17 protein-coding genes are annotated in these 17,450 nt (G+C 52.3%); 11 read left to right on the forward strand and 6 right to left on the reverse strand.

Features of this window, described 5'->3' with window-relative positions:
- The first annotated feature begins 12 nt into the window (after positions 1-12).
- The 8 genes from panD (at position 13) to VF709_RS10275 (ending at position 7,717) form a co-directional block, all read left to right on the forward strand.
- Positions 13-393 carry an aspartate 1-decarboxylase gene (gene panD / locus VF709_RS10240; RefSeq protein ID WP_003856284.1) on the forward strand — a complete coding sequence of 127 codons (381 nt, stop codon included), beginning with the start codon at positions 13-15 and terminating at the stop codon, positions 391-393.
- A gap of 395 nt (positions 394-788) precedes the next feature.
- Positions 789-1,376: a fimbrial protein gene (locus tag VF709_RS10245; protein WP_013095626.1), complete on the forward strand. Its 588-nt coding sequence runs from the start codon at positions 789-791 to the stop codon at positions 1,374-1,376.
- Positions 1,377-1,438: 62 nt separating this feature from the next.
- On the forward strand, positions 1,439-2,176 hold the full coding sequence (locus tag VF709_RS10250; RefSeq protein WP_149896552.1) for a fimbrial chaperone: 738 nt from the start codon (positions 1,439-1,441) through the stop codon (positions 2,174-2,176).
- Between the two features lie 65 nt (positions 2,177-2,241).
- Positions 2,242-4,821 carry an outer membrane usher protein gene (locus VF709_RS10255; protein WP_440231501.1) on the forward strand — a complete coding sequence of 860 codons (2,580 nt, stop codon included), beginning with the start codon at positions 2,242-2,244 and terminating at the stop codon, positions 4,819-4,821.
- 13 nt (positions 4,822-4,834) lie between these two features.
- Positions 4,835-5,413, forward strand: coding sequence for a fimbrial protein (locus VF709_RS10260; RefSeq protein WP_149896550.1), 579 nt, complete (start codon positions 4,835-4,837; stop codon positions 5,411-5,413).
- Positions 5,414-5,437: 24 nt separating this feature from the next.
- On the forward strand, positions 5,438-5,980 hold the full coding sequence (locus tag VF709_RS10265; protein ID WP_058650414.1) for a fimbrial protein: 543 nt from the start codon (positions 5,438-5,440) through the stop codon (positions 5,978-5,980).
- A gap of 29 nt (positions 5,981-6,009) precedes the next feature.
- Complete coding sequence (locus VF709_RS10270) at positions 6,010-6,615, forward strand: fimbrial-like protein (RefSeq protein WP_440231504.1); 606 nt, start codon at positions 6,010-6,012, stop codon at positions 6,613-6,615.
- A gap of 25 nt (positions 6,616-6,640) precedes the next feature.
- Positions 6,641-7,717 (forward strand): fimbrial protein StkG, encoded by a 1,077-nt coding sequence (locus VF709_RS10275; protein WP_149896548.1) that lies wholly within the window; start codon positions 6,641-6,643, stop codon positions 7,715-7,717.
- Position 7,718: 1 nt separating this feature from the next.
- Here the strand turns inward: VF709_RS10275 and VF709_RS10280 are convergent, their stop codons facing one another.
- From VF709_RS10280 to VF709_RS10295, 4 genes are all read right to left on the reverse strand, one after another.
- Positions 7,719-8,966, reverse strand: coding sequence for a polysaccharide deacetylase family protein (locus VF709_RS10280; protein WP_029883642.1), 1,248 nt, complete (start codon positions 8,964-8,966; stop codon positions 7,719-7,721).
- 63 nt (positions 8,967-9,029) lie between these two features.
- Positions 9,030-9,470, reverse strand: a complete 441-nt coding sequence (locus tag VF709_RS10285) for a PTS sugar transporter subunit IIA (RefSeq protein WP_013095618.1) — start codon at positions 9,468-9,470, stop codon at positions 9,030-9,032.
- Positions 9,471-9,574: 104 nt separating this feature from the next.
- Positions 9,575-10,345, reverse strand: a complete 771-nt coding sequence (locus VF709_RS10290) for an ABC transporter permease (protein ID WP_013095617.1) — start codon at positions 10,343-10,345, stop codon at positions 9,575-9,577.
- Complete coding sequence (locus VF709_RS10295) at positions 10,342-11,268, reverse strand: ABC transporter ATP-binding protein (protein WP_013095616.1); 927 nt, start codon at positions 11,266-11,268, stop codon at positions 10,342-10,344. The genes VF709_RS10290 and VF709_RS10295 overlap by 4 nt, the downstream gene beginning before the upstream one ends.
- A gap of 107 nt (positions 11,269-11,375) precedes the next feature.
- Between VF709_RS10295 and can the strand changes: the two genes are divergently transcribed.
- Positions 11,376-12,038 carry a carbonate dehydratase gene (gene can / locus VF709_RS10300; protein ID WP_013095615.1) on the forward strand — a complete coding sequence of 221 codons (663 nt, stop codon included), beginning with the start codon at positions 11,376-11,378 and terminating at the stop codon, positions 12,036-12,038.
- 59 nt (positions 12,039-12,097) lie between these two features.
- On the opposite strand, the gene hpt is transcribed toward can, so the two are convergent.
- The gene (gene hpt, locus VF709_RS10305) at positions 12,098-12,634 is read right to left on the reverse strand and encodes a hypoxanthine phosphoribosyltransferase (RefSeq protein WP_013095614.1); all 537 of its coding nucleotides are present in this window, start codon (positions 12,632-12,634) and stop codon (positions 12,098-12,100) included.
- 208 nt (positions 12,635-12,842) lie between these two features.
- Here hpt and VF709_RS10310 point away from each other — a divergent pair, with 208 nt between their 5' ends.
- The gene (locus VF709_RS10310) at positions 12,843-15,233 is read left to right on the forward strand and encodes a glucose/quinate/shikimate family membrane-bound PQQ-dependent dehydrogenase (RefSeq protein ID WP_013095613.1); all 2,391 of its coding nucleotides are present in this window, start codon (positions 12,843-12,845) and stop codon (positions 15,231-15,233) included.
- Positions 15,234-15,366: 133 nt separating this feature from the next.
- Here VF709_RS10310 and cueO read toward each other — a convergent pair whose 3' ends face one another.
- Positions 15,367-16,926, reverse strand: coding sequence for a multicopper oxidase CueO (gene cueO / locus VF709_RS10315; protein WP_149896547.1), 1,560 nt, complete (start codon positions 16,924-16,926; stop codon positions 15,367-15,369).
- A 145-nt stretch (positions 16,927-17,071) separates the two neighbouring features.
- On the opposite strand from cueO, the gene VF709_RS10320 reads away from it, so the two are divergent.
- Entirely contained in the window at positions 17,072-17,419 is a 348-nt protein-coding gene (locus tag VF709_RS10320) for a YacC family pilotin-like protein (RefSeq protein WP_014830675.1), read from the forward strand.
- The last annotated feature ends 31 nt before the right edge of the window (positions 17,420-17,450 follow it).

Raw genomic sequence — 17,450 nt, forward strand, 5'->3', positions numbered from 1 at the left:
AAGGTACACGTAATGATTCGCAAAATGCTGCAAGGTAAGCTTCACCGTGTGAAAGTCACGCAGGCCGACCTGCACTATGAAGGCTCCTGCGCGATCGATCAGGATTTTCTCGACGCGGCGGGTATTCTTGAAAACGAAGCGATTGACATCTGGAACGTGAACAACGGCAAACGCTTCTCCACCTACGCGATTGCCGCAGAGCGCGGGTCTAAGATCATCTCCGTTAACGGTGCCGCCGCGCACTGTGCTGACGTAGGGGATATTGTGATCATCGCGAGCTTCGTCATGATGTCCGACGAAGAGGCGCGCCGCTGGCAGCCTAAAGTCGCCTATTTTGAAGGCGACAACGAGATGAAACGCACCGCGAAGGCAATTCCGGTGCAGGTTGCCTGATGCCGCCAGGAGCGGAGCCTTCAGGTTCCGCTCCTCAAAGGTAAAGAAAACATCCTTTTTTTGTATACATAGCCTCTCCTCTATTTATTTCCCCTATTTTCTCCTCTCTCAGCGTTTCTGTTGGTTTAAAAAAAACATTATTCTGAATGATATAATTAAAGGAATGATCTTTGTCATTTATAATCTAAACAATCCAATATAATTTGGCTGCAATAAAAATCGTCTCTCTCCGTTCATTCAAAAAAAATTTAAAGATCATTTTCAATAACTTATCAAACATTCAATTTTTCTAATAATGGCTTTTAGCAATTTTAAATACCCAACCCATTCATAGATCCCTATCATCATTTTGCTTAAATTAAATCTGTACAATGTTTTTAAATGGAATTTAAATTATGTTAAAAAAAACGTTATTAGCTTCAGCTGTAACTTTGTTTGCAATGGGTTCTTTTTCAGCAATAGCAGACACCGATATCGGTTTAATCACCTTTGACGGTGCGGTAACAGACACAACGTGTAATATTTCCACCGCCAATGGCGAATCACAAAATAATATTACTATTACCTTACCAGTTGTTAAAAAATCTGATGTTGAATCAACCACCGTCGATACCGGTGTCGGCTCTAAGAATTTTGAACTGCTGCTCACCAACTGCCCAGGAACATTAAAGACTGCTTCAGCAAGCTTTATGTCAAAAAATATGGGTGCCATTGCAAACGGTACTATTGAACCTGACGCCAACGTAGCAGGCTCAGCAACCAACGTTGCACTTGCCTTGTATAATAATGCCCCTACCGAATCTTCTCGTATTATGGTCGGCCAGCCTGCTAATAATACGCAGAAAGCCAATCTCACCGCCGGTTCCGGCAAGCTGTTCTACCGCGTTGCATACGTTCCGGGCTCCAACTGGGTGAAAGACACGAACCCAGTGCAGTCAGGTAAAGTCAGCGCCAACGCGTACTTCACCATGAGCTACGAATAATTTTATCCCTCCCGTTAATGTGCCCTGTTGGGCACATTTTTGCGTATTTATTGAGAGTTTACATGTACGTACTGAATATTAAGAGCGGACTAAAAGCCCTGCTGCTGGCCTCGATGAGCGTGTTTGCTCTTAACGCCAGTGCAGATATTGTGATTTCCGGCACCCGTGTCATTTATCCTGAATCGGCAAAAGACGTAACGGTGTCAATGGATAACCGTGGCACCCGGCCACTGCTGGTACAGACCTGGCTCGATGATGGAAGAGATACCACTAACCCTCAGGAACTTAAACTGCCTTTTATTGTGACGCCGCCCGTTTCGCGTGTTGAACCGCAAAAAGGGCAAACCGTCAGAATCACCTGGCTGGGTCAGGCATTGCCAAAAGATAAAGAGTCGCTGTTCTGGTTTAACGTTCTGGAAGTTCCACCGAAGGCTAAGGAGAGCGATAACCAAAGTATGCTTCAGCTTGCTTTCCGTACCCGCATTAAACTCTTTTTCCGTCCCACTGGGTTAAAAGGGGAACCGACAGACGCGGCCAAAAATCTTAAGTGGTCCCAAACCCGACAAGGGCAAAAAATCGTTTTAAGTGCGAAAAATGACTCGCCTTATTATGTGTCGCTGGCAAGTGCGGCGCTTATTTCAGGCGGTAAAAGTTACGAGATCGAAACGCATTATATTGCACCGTTCTCAAGCCAGACGATGAATGTGAAAAATTACACCTCATCCGGAAATAGCAAAATAACCTGGCAAGCCATTAATGATTTCGGTGGAATTGATAAGTATGAGTCTATACCGCATTGATTCCCTGTCAGCTTCAGAATATTCACAAAAACTATAATTAGCGTTGCCCTGGGACAGAGTTCATCATGCACTTTAGACGTTCGCTACTATGTTTATCGATAAGTGCGGTATTGCCGTTATGTGCATTTGCTGCTGAAAATAATAACGAAGAAGACGTGCAATTTAACGAGCAGTTTCTTTATAACACTGGCGCATCCATTGATATCAGTCGTTTTTCAAAAGGCAACCCTGTTATTGCCGGAACCTATAAGGTGAAGATGATCGTTAACGGGAAACCTTCCGTGACCACGGATCTTCTGTTTAAGGAGAATGGCACACCGCGCGCCACTCCCTGCATCACCCCGAAACTACTCACGCAGGCAAATGTCACCACCGAGCAACTGAAACACCCTGAGGAGGATTCAGCTGACACCTGTGTCTCTATGCCAGACGCCTATCCCGGCTCGCGTGTGGCTTACGATCCCTCCACACAGGAGTTAGACCTTTCCATTCCTCAGGCTTTCGTTATTCAGCGTCCAGCGGGATTTGTCGATCCTTCACTGTGGGAAGACGGGATCCCGGTGGCCATGCTCTCATGGGATCTTAACGGCTGGCACGCAGACATGCCGGATTCCAGCACTGATACGGCCTATGCAGGTCTGCGCTATGGGGCAAACCTGGGGCCATGGCGACTCCGGGCGCGAGGCAACCTGAACTGGGATCAGGATTCCGGTACTCATTACGCCAGCCAGGATATCTATCTTCAGCGTGATATCACGCCGCTGAAAGCGCAGTTTATCGCCGGCGATTCCTATACCCGTGGCGACGCCTTCGATTCCATTAGCCTGCGCGGGGCGCGTTTATATAACGATGACCGTATGCTTCCGAATGGTATATCGACCTATGCGCCGGTGATCCGAGGGGTTGCAAACAGCAACGCCAAAGTCACGATCGCCCAAAGCGGCAATACGATTTACGAAACCTCCGTCCCCCTAGGACCGTTTGAAATCACCGATCTCAGTACAACAGGTTACGGTAGCGATCTCATCGTCACGGTAGAAGAGACGGATGGGAGCAAACGTTCCTTCTCAGTCGCCTATTCTTCCGTCGCGCAAATGCTTCGTCCTGGCTACTCCCGATGGGATGTCGGCGTGGGTGAACTGCGTGACGACAGCCTGCGTGACAAACCAAAGGTGGGATACGCAACGGGCTACTATGGCTTAACCAATACCTTCACGGGGTATGCGGGCCTGGAATATACCGATAGCGATTTCTACGCCGCATTGTTGGGTATTGCCATGAATACCGGAGTCGGCGCATTCGCCCTTGATGTCACGCATTCGGATGCCCGGATAGACGGCTTACGACATCTCACGGGCGAAAGTTATCGCGTCTCCTACAGCAAACTCATGGAAGCCACGAATACCTCTTTCAACGTCGCCGCCTACCGGTTTTCAACGTCTGACTATCTCAGCCTGAACGATGCGGCCTCGTTGACCAATGAGATCAAATACCGTGACAGGGAGCGTAACCCGGAACGTAACAACAGCGACGTGTATCAGACCTTCCAGCGCATGAAAAACCAGATCCAGGTGAATATCAGCCAACCGCTGAATATTGCCGATCTTGATTTGGGATCGCTGTATGTCAACTCAACCTGGCAGGACTACTGGAATGAAAGCAGTTCATCGGCGCAATACTCGGTTGGCCACAGTCATTCGCTAAGTTGGGGAAGTTATAGCCTCACCGTGCAGCGCACCTACAATGAGTTTGGGGAAAAAGATGACAGTGTCTATCTGAACCTCACGATTCCATTCGACACGCTGATGGGTAACAGCAAGCGAGCGGGTGGATTCTCCTCACTCACGACGGGCATCGGCAGCGATTTAAAAGGCGGTAGTAGCTTTAACGCCAGCGCCAATGGCAACACCGAAGATAACCGTTTCAGTTACAGCATTACCGAAAGTACCACGCGTTACGACGATACGTTAAATCAGTTAAGCGGGTACGGCAGTTACAACGGCCCGCATGGACCGCTAAGCCTTTCCGTCTCCGCCTCAGATGACGGTACACGACAATATTCTGCCAGCTATAGCGGCGGGATGGTTCTGCACTCCGGTGGCGTAACACTCGCCCCTGGCAGCATCAGCGAAAGCGATACGCTTGCCTTAATTAAAGCTGAGGGGGCAGAAGGCGCCCGCGTCTCTATCGGTAACGGTGAAATCGGCGCCTCAGGCTATGCCCTTATGCCCTATCTGTCCGCCTACCGTGAAAACAGCGTTGGTCTTGATATCAGTGAAATGCACTCAGACGTGGAAGTGAAAAATACCCGCTCCACCACCGTTCCCCGTAGCGGTGCCGTTGTGCTGGTTAACTTTGAAACCGATCAGGGGCGCTCAGTGTTAATGGAACTGATGCGCGACGATGGCGGGTTTATCCCGTTAGGCGCCGATGTGCAAACCGACCAGGGCGTATCCGTGGGTAGCGTGGGTCAGGCCGGGCAAGCCTGGATCCGCGGAATTGAAGATAAAGGGACGTTAAACATCGTCTGGGGAAATGAGCCCGGCACATCCTGTACCGTCTCCTACCACATCCCACCGGATGCGAGAAAGATTGGACCGACAACGCTGCTGACGGGCCAGACCTGCCGCGTCACAGCCTTATAAAGGGAGTTAAAACATGCTTTTTAGAGCCTGGAAAAAAACAGGGTTAGTTATTTTAAGCACGGGGCTAATGGCGCTGTTGCTGGAAACACACGCCGATAATCTCGATATTACCTTTACCGCAAATATCCGTGACACCACCTGCGATATGAAAATCGAAGGCGGCAGCGGTGATGGCACCAGCAATGTGATCCCCATTGGGACTAACGGCAAGGTGCGCCTGGATTACATCATCCTGAAAAATGCCAAAGCCACGACCAACTTTAAACTCAAAATGGTCTCATGCCCGCCAAGTCTGGCATCGCTGAAAACCACCATCAGCGGTAGCGCCAGCCCGCTGACGACGGCCATTAAGAACTCACTTTCCGGCGATGGCAGTGCGGAAAATATTGGCGTGGCGATTTCCCGTACCGCCACCCCGAATACCCCCTTCGTCATTAATTCATCCACCGATACACAGCGCCTCGTCTGGTCGAGCGGAGAGATAAGTGCTGGCGAGGTACCACTTCTGGCAACGCTGGTGGAAACCGCAAACGGCCAGGGCACGACCGGCAATTTTAGCGGTATCGCTACGTTTAATTTCACCTATGAATAACTGGCAGCAATGCGGAGCGTTGATATGAAAATGAAAATGACATTACTGGTGCTTGCAATGACTGCCACCCTGCCTTCCGTTGCGTTAAGTGCGATTACGGGGACGACGAGCGTGCAGGCAACGTTTACATCCACCATTGAGGCCGGGACCTGTAACGCGGAGATTCAAAACGCCAGCGGAGCCCCCATTGACATTTTGCCGTTTGGCGATGTGTTTAAGTCTGACCTGGTGAGCCAGAGCCGACGAGAAACCTTCAAAATCGCCTTCACGAACTGTGCCGGGGTAAAAAACGCCGCCATTCAGGCCATGCCGGGTGCAGGCGGGTCGTGTACCGGTAATGCATATGCAGCCGGGCATAACGTCGGTTTTGAAATCTGGAAAGGCTCTGTCGACTCAGGCTCCATATTGAACTGCGCCACTGTCCCGACGTCTGTCATCAACCTGTCTAACGGGACGGGGAATTTTGAAATGGATGCGCGCATCGTCATTGCAAATGGTAAAACGATTTCGGACGTGACGACAGGTTCGGTCAATGCGCCCGTGACGTTTACCGTGACCTATCAATAATGTTTATTCAGACAGGTAGCTTAAACAGGATGTGCCAGTCCCGCTTAATCTTAAGAAATGCGATGTCATGGCTGGCCCTCTGCCTGGGGTTTCCCGCAGTGGGTTTTGCCTCCAGCCTGGAAATGGATATGACGGCAAACATTATCAACAATACGTGCCAGGTCAGTATTCCAGAAAGTGGAAACGTAACGCTGCCAACGGTGGGAAAACCGTGGTTTTACACTGCGGAGGGCACCGATCTACTTCAACCAGCAGACCCCGCGGGAGGAACACGCTTTATGATTCAGGTTGTGGACTGCAGCGGGGATGAATCGGGATCCGGGCAAGCGCTGCACTTTACCTTTAAACCGCAGTCTGCCCAAATTGATGGGATTTCAAAACAGATATTCAGTAATGAAACATCCGCCCTTGCTGGCGGCGCTGAAAACGTGGGGATTGTAATTTTTTCTGAATCCAATAATCAAAACGTCCTCGACAGCGAGGGGCAGTCTGATGTGGAGGTCAAAATAGCGACCCCATCAGACCAACAAAGCTATTTAAAAGCGTATAACTTTTACGCCCGCTATCAAAATTACGGCCCGATCAGCGCAGGAAAAGTGACCGCGCGCGCATTAGTCAGCGTGACATATCGCTAACAGGCAACGCTAAAAAGGAACAATTATGGCACAGCGTCCTGGGATAACCGTGTCCCCACGTTTTAACGGTTTTATCATTTTATTTATGTTTTTAACCATGAACGCTTTTTACGCCCATGCAGATATTGAGTGTAAATTTCGATTTGGCGACACGCAGTCCATCGGCGACTATAATGGCGCAAAGCCGACCCTGCAAATCGTGGATAATGTCGCTGTTCCTACAAAAATCAGCTCGCTATATCGCCTGAATCTGAGCCCCGGATTAAGTAGTAAATGCACGATAGGAAAACATGGCGAAAACATTTTCACCCTGGCAGACGCCAGTCTGTTAGTCGGCAGTATTGATGGTAAAGCTTTATTCAAAACCAATGTAACCGGAATAGCCTATGCTCTGGCTTTTGGCACAGTAGACAATACCGCCACGGCCTATTTCGCTCCCAGTACGAGCTGGTTTCTTGCATTACACATGAATGACCAGGATGAGCTGCTGGATAATCGCGCCTGGCGGGCCATGGTCGAATTTTACCAACTTCCCACGTTTGCCGGTATTCCTGCTAACGTAGTATCTATTGGCCCGGTTGGTGGAACAATTGGAAAAATTACCATTGGAGACCCGGTGGGATCCGATCCAGACGATCATCCCAAACCGACCATTACCATAGCCAATATGGCCTTCATTACACCAATAGAAAAACCCACCTGCACGCTCACGGCTCCTAAAACCGTAGACCTGGGGGATTATGGTGTATCCGATATCGAGAACGATAAAACCATAAACGCCGATTTTGGGGTGACAGGGAATTGCACCAACACCCGTAAAGTCACCGTGACGTTGACCACCAGTAAAACAACCGGGACTGATGGCTCATTACTTGCCAACACCGCATCGTCGAACGCGGCAAAAGGCGTGGGCGTGTTACTGAAGTGGCCGAACAACAGGCAGATAGTGCCTAATTCAACTAGCAGCTATACCGCACAAGATAATACTACCCTCACGATATTCAGTTGGTTACTTACGGCCCGGTTAGTTAAGTCTGGTACAGAAAAAGTCACCTCTGGCACGTTCAGCGCCATCGGCACATTGCAGTTCACGTACGAGTAGCTTAGCCCTGCGGCTGGTTGCTGATCAGCCGCGACATGGTCTCCAGCGAATCCGTTCTTAAGATGTACAGGCGTTTCAGTAAGAACGGATTATCCCCCGGCTTGACCTTCCCTTTTACCGTTGTCACTGCGAGATGAAAACCGGCGTCATTCGCGGCTTTTATGGCTTTATTGTCATAGCCACCAAACGGATAAGAGAGATACAGCACGCGCGGGTTAAACTGCGCCAGCGCCCGGCGCGAGCGTTCGAAATCAAACAAAATCACGTGGTAGCTGCGGCTCAGTAGAATCGGATGCTTGTTACCATCCACGCGGTGCAGGAAATGCGTGTGGGACTGAATGTCAAACACGTCCTGGATGCCCTTCAACTCCTGAACGCTCATAAATTGAAGTGATTTCGGATCCCACTTCTGCGGATGCCGCTTAATGCGGGATGAGATAATAAACGCCGTGGCGTTAAACCCGTACTCTTTCAGAATCGGGTAAGCATAGCGGCTTACGGACTTTAGCCCGTCATCAAACGTAATCACCACCGATTTGGCCGGCAGGTTCAGTTTGTTACGCACATACCCTTCCAGCTGATACATCGTCAGGGTGGTATACCCCTGGTCACGCAGCCAGGCCATCTGGTTATTGAACGCGCGCACGCTGGTGGTGGTAGAGGTATGCCGGAAGCGCGTGTTCTCTTCATCACGCAGAATATGATGGTAGGTCAGCACCGGGAGGCCATTATCTTCCTGCGCGTCCAGGCTGCTGATCCATGCCAGTCGGTTGCCGATACGGATCTGGTACCACGTCTGGTTTAAGCGGTCTTTGAGTTTGCTTAAAACCGGATACCGAAGATTGGCGCTCAGCGTACCGAATGGCGCACTGCCGCTGGACGGCGCGTTGTAGACCGGTGTGTCTTTCCAGGTGATCAGGTTTTGATTACTGAGCGGCTTATTAAGATCGCCAAGGCTGTCCTCAACGCGCTGCTTTCCCTGCACCTGCTCCAGATGGCCTTTATCGATAAATCCCGTCCCGAAGCCGAAGCGAAACTCGTAATAATCCGCAGCGGTAGGCACAACGGCAAGGATCTGTCCGGCTCTGACATGGCCGACGTTAACGACCTCGTTTCCCACCTGCGCCCAGATAGCCGCATCTTCAGTGGTTTGCATGTACTGGGCTGGAAGACCTTGCTGACTTAATAAACTGGCTGATGCCCCGCCAGAGAGAACCAGCAGGCACAGGAACAAAATACGCGTGAACATGTATGTGATATCGGTACGAATAAACTGGTGCCATTGTAACAAATGCACCATCAATACCAATGTTTAATTCTTATACAGGTCGTGAAGAAGAACGAAGGGGGGATTTTTCTGCTGCTGATGCCACAAGCTGCTGACGCCCGGCTCACCCTGCGCCACGATGGCATCGCGAAACTCTGCGCTGCTTAATAATTCACGCCGTGGATACATTAACTCAAGCAGGGGAAGATCAATACCGGAGATCACTTCGCAGCAGTCGTGTTTGTGGCTCAACAGAGCGGCCGCACGATACGGCGCAGCGCCAGATTTATCGGTGAGAAAGATAACGCCTTCGCCAGTGTCGGTTTCATGCAGGGCATCACACATCATCCGGCTCAGCATGTTGGTGCTCAGCCCTTGCCAGTAATTCACCGCACGACATTGCGCCAGAGGACCAAACCTGGCTTCAAGCTTTATCAACATCTCCTGCGCCTGTTCATCGTGGCAGGTAATGACCCATCCCAGCATAACTCTCTCCTTAGCAGGCGAGTAGTTTAGCGAAGTGAAGATTAGCTTACGGTGATAACAGTCAAAGAAAAGGCCCGGCAACCAGAAAGTCACCGGGCGGAAGGTTAGCTGCGCAGTCCGCGTCCGCGCTGGATTAAGTACCAGCACAGCAGGTAGAAGGCGACGATAAACACCACCAGCACCGCAACGGTAGTGAACAGTGGTACGTCAGTAATGCCGAGGAAGCCGAAGCGGAAACCGCTGATCATGTAGACAATCGGGTTCAGGTGCGACAACGCCTGCCAGAACGGCGGCAGCAGCGTCAGGGAATAAAACACCCCACCCAGATAGGTCAGCGGCGTCAGCACAAAGGTCGGGATCAGGCTGATATCGTCAAACGTTTTGGCAAACACCGCGTTCAGCAGACCGGCAAGCGAAAACAGGATCGCCGTCAACAGCAGCGTCAGCCCCACGAACAGCCAGGAGTGCACCTGGAACGGCACGAAGAACAAGGAGATAGCCGTCACCAGTATCCCGACGCACAGGCCGCGCGCCACACCACCGCCGACGTAACCCGCGATGATTACATGCGTTGGCACCGGTGCCACCAGCAGCTCCTCAATGTTGCGCTGGAACTTAGCGCTAAAGAAAGACGAAGCCACGTTGGCATAGGCGTTGGTGATCACCGCCATCATGATCAAACCCGGAACGATAAACTGCATATAGGTAAAGCCATGCATCTCACCAATGCGGGAACCAATCAGATTACCGAATATGATGAAATAGAGCGTCATGGTGATCACCGGCGGCACCAGGGTTTGTACCCAGATGCGCATAAAGCGGTTAATCTCTTTCGCCCAGATGCTTTTCAGCGCGACCCAATAAAGATGCGTCATGCCTTGTCTCCTTGTTTATCCTGCACCAGAGAGACAAACAGCTCTTCCAGTCGGTTCGCTTTGTTACGCATACTTAAAACCTGAATGCCCTGAGCACTCAGCTGGGAGAAGACGCTGTTAATGCCCTGCTCCCGCAATACTTCCACCTCCAGCGTGGAGGTGTCGACCAGGCGATACTGGTACCCTTCAAGCTTCGGCAGCGCGCTTTTTGCCGCCAGATCCAGAATGAACGTTTCTGATTTGAGCTTCGAGAGCAGATCCTTCATTGAGGTGTTTTCCACCAGCTCGCCGTTCTGAATGATGCCGATGTTGCGGCACAGCATTTCCGCTTCTTCAAGGTAGTGCGTCGTCAAAATAATGGTGGTGCCTTTGTCGTTGAGATCTTTCAGGAACCCCCACATTGAGCGACGAAGCTCAATATCTACCCCAGCGGTGGGCTCGTCGAGGATCAACAGTTTTGGCTCATGCATCAGCGCACGGGCAATCATCAGACGCCGCTTCATACCGCCAGACAACATACGCGCACGTTCGTTACGTTTTTCCCATAGATCAAGCTGCTTCAGGTACTTTTCGCTGCGTGCCAACGCTTCTTTTCGCTCAACGCCGTAGTAACCCGCCTGGTTGACGACGATCTGCTGCACCGTCTCAAAAGGGTTGAAGTTGAACTCCTGCGGTACCAGACCGAGCTGACGTTTGGCGTTGACCACATCTTTTTGCAGATCGTAGCCAAACACGCAGACCCGGCCAGAGGTCTTATTGACCAGCGAGCTGATAATGCCGATGGTCGTCGATTTCCCCGCGCCGTTCGGCCCCAGAAGCGCATAGAAATCCCCCGCTTCTACTTTGAGATCTATCCCGCGTAGCGCCTGAACGCCGCCCGGATAGGTTTTTTTAAGCTGCTCAAGCTCCAGTGCAATCGCCATGAATTAAACTTACCTTAGGTTCTGACACACGTTGTGTGGTTTCATTAAAAGTCGGGTTACCCTATAGTAGCGCAACGCAATCACTTGGTTACAGGTCGCTAACCTCCATGAACAACATAGATACACTCATCAGCAACAATGCACTATGGTCAAAAATGCTGGTGGAGGAAGACCCCGGTTTTTTTGGAAAGCTCGCGCAAGCGCAGAATCCACGCTTTCTCTGGATTGGATGTTCCGACAGCCGTGTTCCGGCTGAGCGACTGACGGGCCTTGAGCCCGGCGAACTGTTTGTTCACCGTAACGTTGCCAACCTGGTGATTCATACCGATCTCAACTGCCTGTCTGTCGTTCAGTACGCCGTAGACGTCCTGGAGGTCGAGCACATCATTATTTGCGGTCACTACGGCTGCGGCGGTGTGCAGGCCGCTGTGGAAAACCCGGAACTGGGGCTCATCGATAACTGGCTGCTGCACATCCGCGATATCTGGTTCAAACATAGCTCACTGCTGGGTGAAATGCCGCAGGAGCGCCGGATGGACACGCTGTGTGAACTGAACGTGATGGAGCAGGTGTATAACCTGGGTCATTCAACGATCATGCAGTCAGCGTGGAAGCGCGGGCAGAAGGTCTCTATCCACGGCTGGGCGTACGGCATTCACGACGGCCTGCTGCGCAATCTGGAAGTGACCGCCACCAACCGCGAAACGCTGGAGCAGCGTTACCGTTCGGGCATTGCCAACCTCAAGCTTAAGCATGTGAACCATAAATAAAGCGGGGATTTTCTCCCTCTCCCTGTGGGAGAGGGCTGGGGTGAGGGCACCAGGCCGCACTACTCGTCCAAAAGCACAACCTTCCCAACATACGGCAGATGGCGATAACGCTGCGCGTAGTCAATACCGTAACCGACGACGAACTCGTCCGGAATAGAGAAACCAACAAACTCCACCGGTACCTGCACTTCACGGCGGTCTGGTTTATCCAGCAGAGTACAGATGGCCAGGGATTTCGGCTCACGCAGGCTCAGGATCTCGCGCACTTTAGAAAGCGTGTTACCGGAGTCGATGATGTCTTCGACGATCAACACATCTTTGCCACGAATATCTTCATCCAGATCTTTCAGGATTTTCACATCACGGGTTGTGGACATGCCGCTGCCATAGCTGGAGGCGGTCATAAAATCGACCTCATGTGACACCTGCACTTCACGGCACAGGTCTGCCATGAACATGAAAGAGCCACGCAACAGACCAACCAGCACCATTTCGCTGCCGCTGTCCTTGTAATGTTCGGTGATTTGACGACCCAGTTCGGCGATACGCGCTTTGATCTCGGCTTCCGGGATCATCACTTCAACAGTATGTTTCATATTACTAACCATATGATTTTAATGAAAATCTCTCAATGCGGATGAGTGTTATTCCGGCATCGATACGCAAGCCAGCCATTATATCAGCAAATGACTAAGCCTGGCGTATGAGTTATAAAAAGCAAATATTGTGATTCCGATCACACTTGTTAATACCTATAATTAGTTGCTAGCAAATTATTAACAAAAACTGACGAGTACACTTTCTATGGCTGAAACAAACTCTAAACAGCCGCGTCTACTGGTTACACTAACAGCGTTATTCGCCGCCTTCTGCGGCCTGTACCTGTTAATCGGTGGCGTCTGGCTGGTCGCAATTGGCGGCTCCTGGTACTACCCCATTGCGGGCCTGGTTATGCTTGGCGTAACTGTTCTGCTCTGGCGTAGAAAACAATCCGCACTGTGGCTTTATGCGGCATTACTCCTCGCAACCATGATCTGGGGCGTCTGGGAAGTCGGGTTCGACTTCTGGGCACTGACGCCACGCAGCGACATTCTGGTCTTCTTCGGTATCTGGCTGATCCTGCCGTTCGTCTGGCGTCGCCTGATTGTGCCTTCCAGCGGTGCCGTTGCAGCGCTGCTTGTCGCTCTGCTAATCAGTGGCGGTATCCTGACCTGGGCCGGCTTTAACGACCCGCAGGAGATCAACGGTACGCTGAATGCAGAATCCACCCCTGCGGCGGCTATCTCGCAGGTGGCTGACGGCGACTGGCCAGCGTATGGCCGTAACCAGGAAGGTCAGCGCTACTCCCCGCTGAAGCAGATCAACGCGGACAACGTGAAAAACCTGAAAGAAGCCTGGGTATTCCGTACCGGCGATCTGAAGATGCCAAACGATCCGGGTGAACTGACCAACGAAGTGACGCCAATTAAAGTGGGCAACATGCTTTATCTGTGTACGGCGCACCAGCGACTGTTCGCGCTCGACGCGGCCACCGGTAAAGAGAAATGGCACTTCGATCCGCAGCTGAACTCCAACCCGTCGTTCCAGCACATCACCTGCCGCGGTGTCTCTTACCACGAAGCGCGTGCGGATAATGCCAGTCCGGACGTCATTGCCGACTGTCCTCGCCGCATTATGCTGCCGGTGAACGATGGCCGCCTGTTCGCGATTAACGCCGAAACGGGCAAGCTGTGCGAAACCTTCGCCAACAAAGGTATCCTGAACCTGCAGACCAACATGCCGGACACCACGCCGGGTCTGTATGAACCCACCTCACCGCCAATCATCACTGATAAAACCATCGTGATTGCTGGTTCGGTCACGGATAACTTCTCTACCCGCGAAACCTCTGGCGTTATCCGTGGTTTCGACGTGAATACCGGTAAACTGCTGTGGGCCTTCGATCCGGGCGCGAAAGATCCTAATGCGATCCCGTCTGATGAACACACCTTTACCTTCAACTCGCCAAACTCCTGGGCACCGGCTGCGTATGATGCGAAGCTGGATCTGGTCTACCTGCCAATGGGCGTGACCACGCCTGATATCTGGGGCGGTAACCGTACCCCTGAGCAGGAACGTTATGCCAGCTCCATTCTGGCGCTGAACGCGACCACCGGTAAACTGGCGTGGAGCTACCAGACCGTACACCACGATCTGTGGGATATGGATATGCCGTCCCAGCCAACGCTGGCGGACATTACCGTTAATGGCAAAACCGTTCCGGTGATTTATGCTCCGGCGAAAACCGGTAACATCTTCGTACTGGACCGTCGTAACGGCGAGCTGGTTGTGCCTGCACCGGAAAAACCGGTTCCTCAGGGCGCGGCTAAAGGCGATTACGTCACTAAAACGCAGCCGTTCTCCGAACTGAGCTTCCGTCCGAAGAAAGACCTCAGCGGCGCAGACATGTGGGGTGCCACCATGTTTGACCAGTTGGTGTGCCGCGTAATGTTCCATCAGCTGCGCTATGAAGGCATCTTTACCCCGCCTTCTGAGCAGGGCACGCTGGTCTTCCCGGGTAACCTTGGGATGTTCGAATGGGGCGGGATCTCCGTTGACCCTAACCGCCAGGTAGCGATCGCCAACCCGATGGCGCTGCCGTTTGTCTCTAAACTGATCCCACGTGGTCCGGGTAACCCGATGGAGCAGCCGAAAGACGCGAAAGGCAGCGGTACCGAAGCCGGTATTCAGCCGCAGTATGGCGTACCGTTTGGCGTGACCCTGAATCCGTTCCTGTCTCCGTTTGGTCTGCCGTGTAAACAGCCTGCCTGGGGATATATCTCCGGTCTGGATCTGAAAACCAACCAGATCGTGTGGAAAAAACGTATTGGTACCCCGCAGGACAGCATGCCGTTCCCGATGCCGGTTCCGGTGCCGTTCAACATGGGTATGCCAATGCTGGGTGGCCCAATTTCCACCGCCGGTAACGTGCTGTTCATCGCGGCAACCGCAGATAACTACCTGCGCGCGTACAACATGACCAACGGTGAGAAACTGTGGCAAGGCCGTCTGCCAGCCGGTGGGCAGGCAACGCCGATGACCTATGAAGTGAATGGCAAGCAGTACGTTGTCATCTCTGCGGGTGGTCACGGTTCGTTTGGCACGAAGATGGGCGACTATATTGTCGCGTATGCGTTGCCGGATGACGCAAAATAAATGCAAAACGGCAACCTCGGTTGCCGTTTTTTATGTTTGTTCTCTCTCCCTGTGGGAGAGGGCCAGGGTGAGGGCATCAGGCCGCACCTGCGAAATGTAGGCCGGGTAAGGCGAAGCCGCCACCCGGCTTTTTTTATACGGTAAAACCCAGCATCATCCCGGTATCTTCATGCTCCAGCAGATGACAGTGCGCCATATAGGCAAACTCCTTCGGCGCCTCGTGGTCAAACTTCACCAGCACCTCGCTGATGCCCCCTTCCACTCTCACTGTATCTTTCCAGCCCGCGCGATGCGCATCCGGCGCTTTGCCGTTCTCTGAAAGAATACGGAACTGGGTGCCGTGAATATGGAACGGATGCAGCATCATGTCGCCTTCGCCTGAAATCACCCAGCGCTCAAACTGCCCTTTTGTAGCAGCAAACATTGGCGTGTTCATATCGAACGCTTTGCCGTTGATCATATTGGCATTGTGGAAATCAAACCCGTGACCGCCGTGATTCATACCGCCCATCTTGCCGTGATCCATGTTCATATGGCCCATCATCTGCCCGTGGTGCATCCCCGCCATCGCCTGATCGCCATACTTTTTCATCAGCGCCTGCATGCCCATCATGTCGAGCATCGGATCCATGGAGAGCTGCAGCTTACGTTGCGTAAGCCCGGCCAGCGATGGAAGCGCCGGCAGCGTGGTTAAGGTGTCCGGCAGCGTACCGGAGGCGGTGATCTGCAGCGGCTGAATACGTAAAACCGGGTGTGGCTTATCGAATGGCGCAACGGCCATCCCCATCTGGCTGACCGGGAGCGTCACCAGGTCAAATGACTTACCGTCGCTGATGTCCACCAGCACCTCAAAGCGCTCGCCCATCAGCACAGGGAGTTCATTCACTTTGACCGGCTCAGGCAGCAGTCCTCCGTCGCTCGCCACGACGTACAGCGGACGATTATCGCTGGTGGCAAAGTTCAGCGAGCGCGCGTTGCATCCGTTGAGCAGACGTAACCGCAGCCAGCCTTTTGGTGCAGCGTGCTGGGGGTAGATCGCGCCATTGGTCAGCAGCGTATCGCCAAACCAGCCTACCGCCGCGGTCATCACATCCAGCTGATAATCAATCTGACCGTCTGTGGAGAATTTTTTGTCCTGCACAATGACCGGCACATCGTCGATACCCCACTGTTTGGGCAGACGCAGCAAGCGACTTTCGTCATCTTCAATCAGCACCAGACCTGCCAGCCCCATGGCCACCTGATGGCCCGTTTTACCATGCTGATGCGGGTGGAACCAGCAGGTCGCCGCCCGCTGCTCGGGGGTAAAGGTCACTGTGCGCTTCCCGCCCGCTTTTATAATCCCTTGCGGGCCGCCGTCGACCTCGCCCGGCACTTCCAGCCCGTGCCAGTGCAGCGTCGTCTCTTCTGCCAGCGTGTTGTGAATATCAACGGTGACGGCTTTTCCTCTGCGCAGTTGCAACGCCGGGCCAAGCACATTGCCGTTATAGCCCCAAGTGGTGGCGTTATTTTTACCAAACGCCGTTTTACCGGACTGAACCACCAGCTGGATACGGCCACGGGCATCGGCGGTCAATAAATCAGGAATGGGTAAGGCAGGTCTGTCAGCCGCCAGAACCGCGCGACTCCACAGTGGTAATGCGCTGGCAACCCCCAACGCAACGGAATATTTTAGAAATTCACGACGTTGCATATTCATTTCCTTATTTCGTGCAGACGATCTTTTGAGCATAAACCCTCCCCTTACCGGAAGGTCAAGTAACGCGGCAATAATAAAGATCGTCGCACTGGCACCAAATATGCTAACGTTGATTTTCCGTGATGCAGTGGTAGAAGCAATGAAGACGTTTTTCAGGACAATTTTGTTCACCAGCCTGATGGCAATGTGTGCGAACAGCTATGCGCTCAGTGAAAATGAAGCGGAAGATATGGCCGATCTGACGGCGGTTTTTGTGTTCCTGAAAAATGATTGTGGCTACCAGAATTTACCCAACGGGCAAATTCGTCGCGCACTGGTCTTTTTTGCCCAGCAGAACCAATGGGACCTCAGCAACTACGACAGCTTCGACATGAAAGCGCTCGGTGAAGACAGTTACCGTGATTTAAGCGGTATTGGCATCCCAACGGCAAAAAAATGCAAAGCGCTGGCCCGCGATTCGCTTAGCCTGCTCGCCTACGTGAAATAACCTTCCCGACGCCTCTTGTTTCGCTGGAACC

The organism is Enterobacter sp. Lyrl_3, assembly GCF_051948675.1.
Lineage (GTDB): Bacteria > Pseudomonadota > Gammaproteobacteria > Enterobacterales > Enterobacteriaceae > Enterobacter > Enterobacter cloacae.

What these genes read in the sequence shown, in the direction of transcription:
- VF709_RS10290 (WP_013095617.1), bottom strand. Translation starts at nt 10,345, where the DNA reads ATGACGCATCTTTATTGGGTCGCGCTGAAAAGCATCTGGGCGAAAGAG.
- VF709_RS10270 (WP_440231504.1), top strand. Translation starts at nt 6,010, where the DNA reads ATGTGCCAGTCCCGCTTAATCTTAAGAAATGCGATGTCATGGCTGGCC.
- VF709_RS10280 (WP_029883642.1), bottom strand. Translation starts at nt 8,966, where the DNA reads ATGTTCACGCGTATTTTGTTCCTGTGCCTGCTGGTTCTCTCTGGCGGG.
- VF709_RS10260 (WP_149896550.1), top strand. Translation starts at nt 4,835, where the DNA reads ATGCTTTTTAGAGCCTGGAAAAAAACAGGGTTAGTTATTTTAAGCACG.
- VF709_RS10250 (WP_149896552.1), top strand. Translation starts at nt 1,439, where the DNA reads ATGTACGTACTGAATATTAAGAGCGGACTAAAAGCCCTGCTGCTGGCC.
- VF709_RS10265 (WP_058650414.1), top strand. Translation starts at nt 5,438, where the DNA reads ATGAAAATGAAAATGACATTACTGGTGCTTGCAATGACTGCCACCCTG.
- hpt (WP_013095614.1), bottom strand. Translation starts at nt 12,634, where the DNA reads ATGAAACATACTGTTGAAGTGATGATCCCGGAAGCCGAGATCAAAGCG.
- can (WP_013095615.1), top strand. Translation starts at nt 11,376, where the DNA reads ATGAACAACATAGATACACTCATCAGCAACAATGCACTATGGTCAAAA.
- VF709_RS10255 (WP_440231501.1), top strand. Translation starts at nt 2,242, where the DNA reads ATGCACTTTAGACGTTCGCTACTATGTTTATCGATAAGTGCGGTATTG.
- VF709_RS10285 (WP_013095618.1), bottom strand. Translation starts at nt 9,470, where the DNA reads ATGCTGGGATGGGTCATTACCTGCCACGATGAACAGGCGCAGGAGATG.
- VF709_RS10310 (WP_013095613.1), top strand. Translation starts at nt 12,843, where the DNA reads ATGGCTGAAACAAACTCTAAACAGCCGCGTCTACTGGTTACACTAACA.
- VF709_RS10245 (WP_013095626.1), top strand. Translation starts at nt 789, where the DNA reads ATGTTAAAAAAAACGTTATTAGCTTCAGCTGTAACTTTGTTTGCAATG.
- panD (WP_003856284.1), top strand. Translation starts at nt 13, where the DNA reads ATGATTCGCAAAATGCTGCAAGGTAAGCTTCACCGTGTGAAAGTCACG.
- VF709_RS10295 (WP_013095616.1), bottom strand. Translation starts at nt 11,268, where the DNA reads ATGGCGATTGCACTGGAGCTTGAGCAGCTTAAAAAAACCTATCCGGGC.
- VF709_RS10275 (WP_149896548.1), top strand. Translation starts at nt 6,641, where the DNA reads ATGGCACAGCGTCCTGGGATAACCGTGTCCCCACGTTTTAACGGTTTT.
- VF709_RS10320 (WP_014830675.1), top strand. Translation starts at nt 17,072, where the DNA reads ATGAAGACGTTTTTCAGGACAATTTTGTTCACCAGCCTGATGGCAATG.
- cueO (WP_149896547.1), bottom strand. Translation starts at nt 16,926, where the DNA reads ATGCAACGTCGTGAATTTCTAAAATATTCCGTTGCGTTGGGGGTTGCC.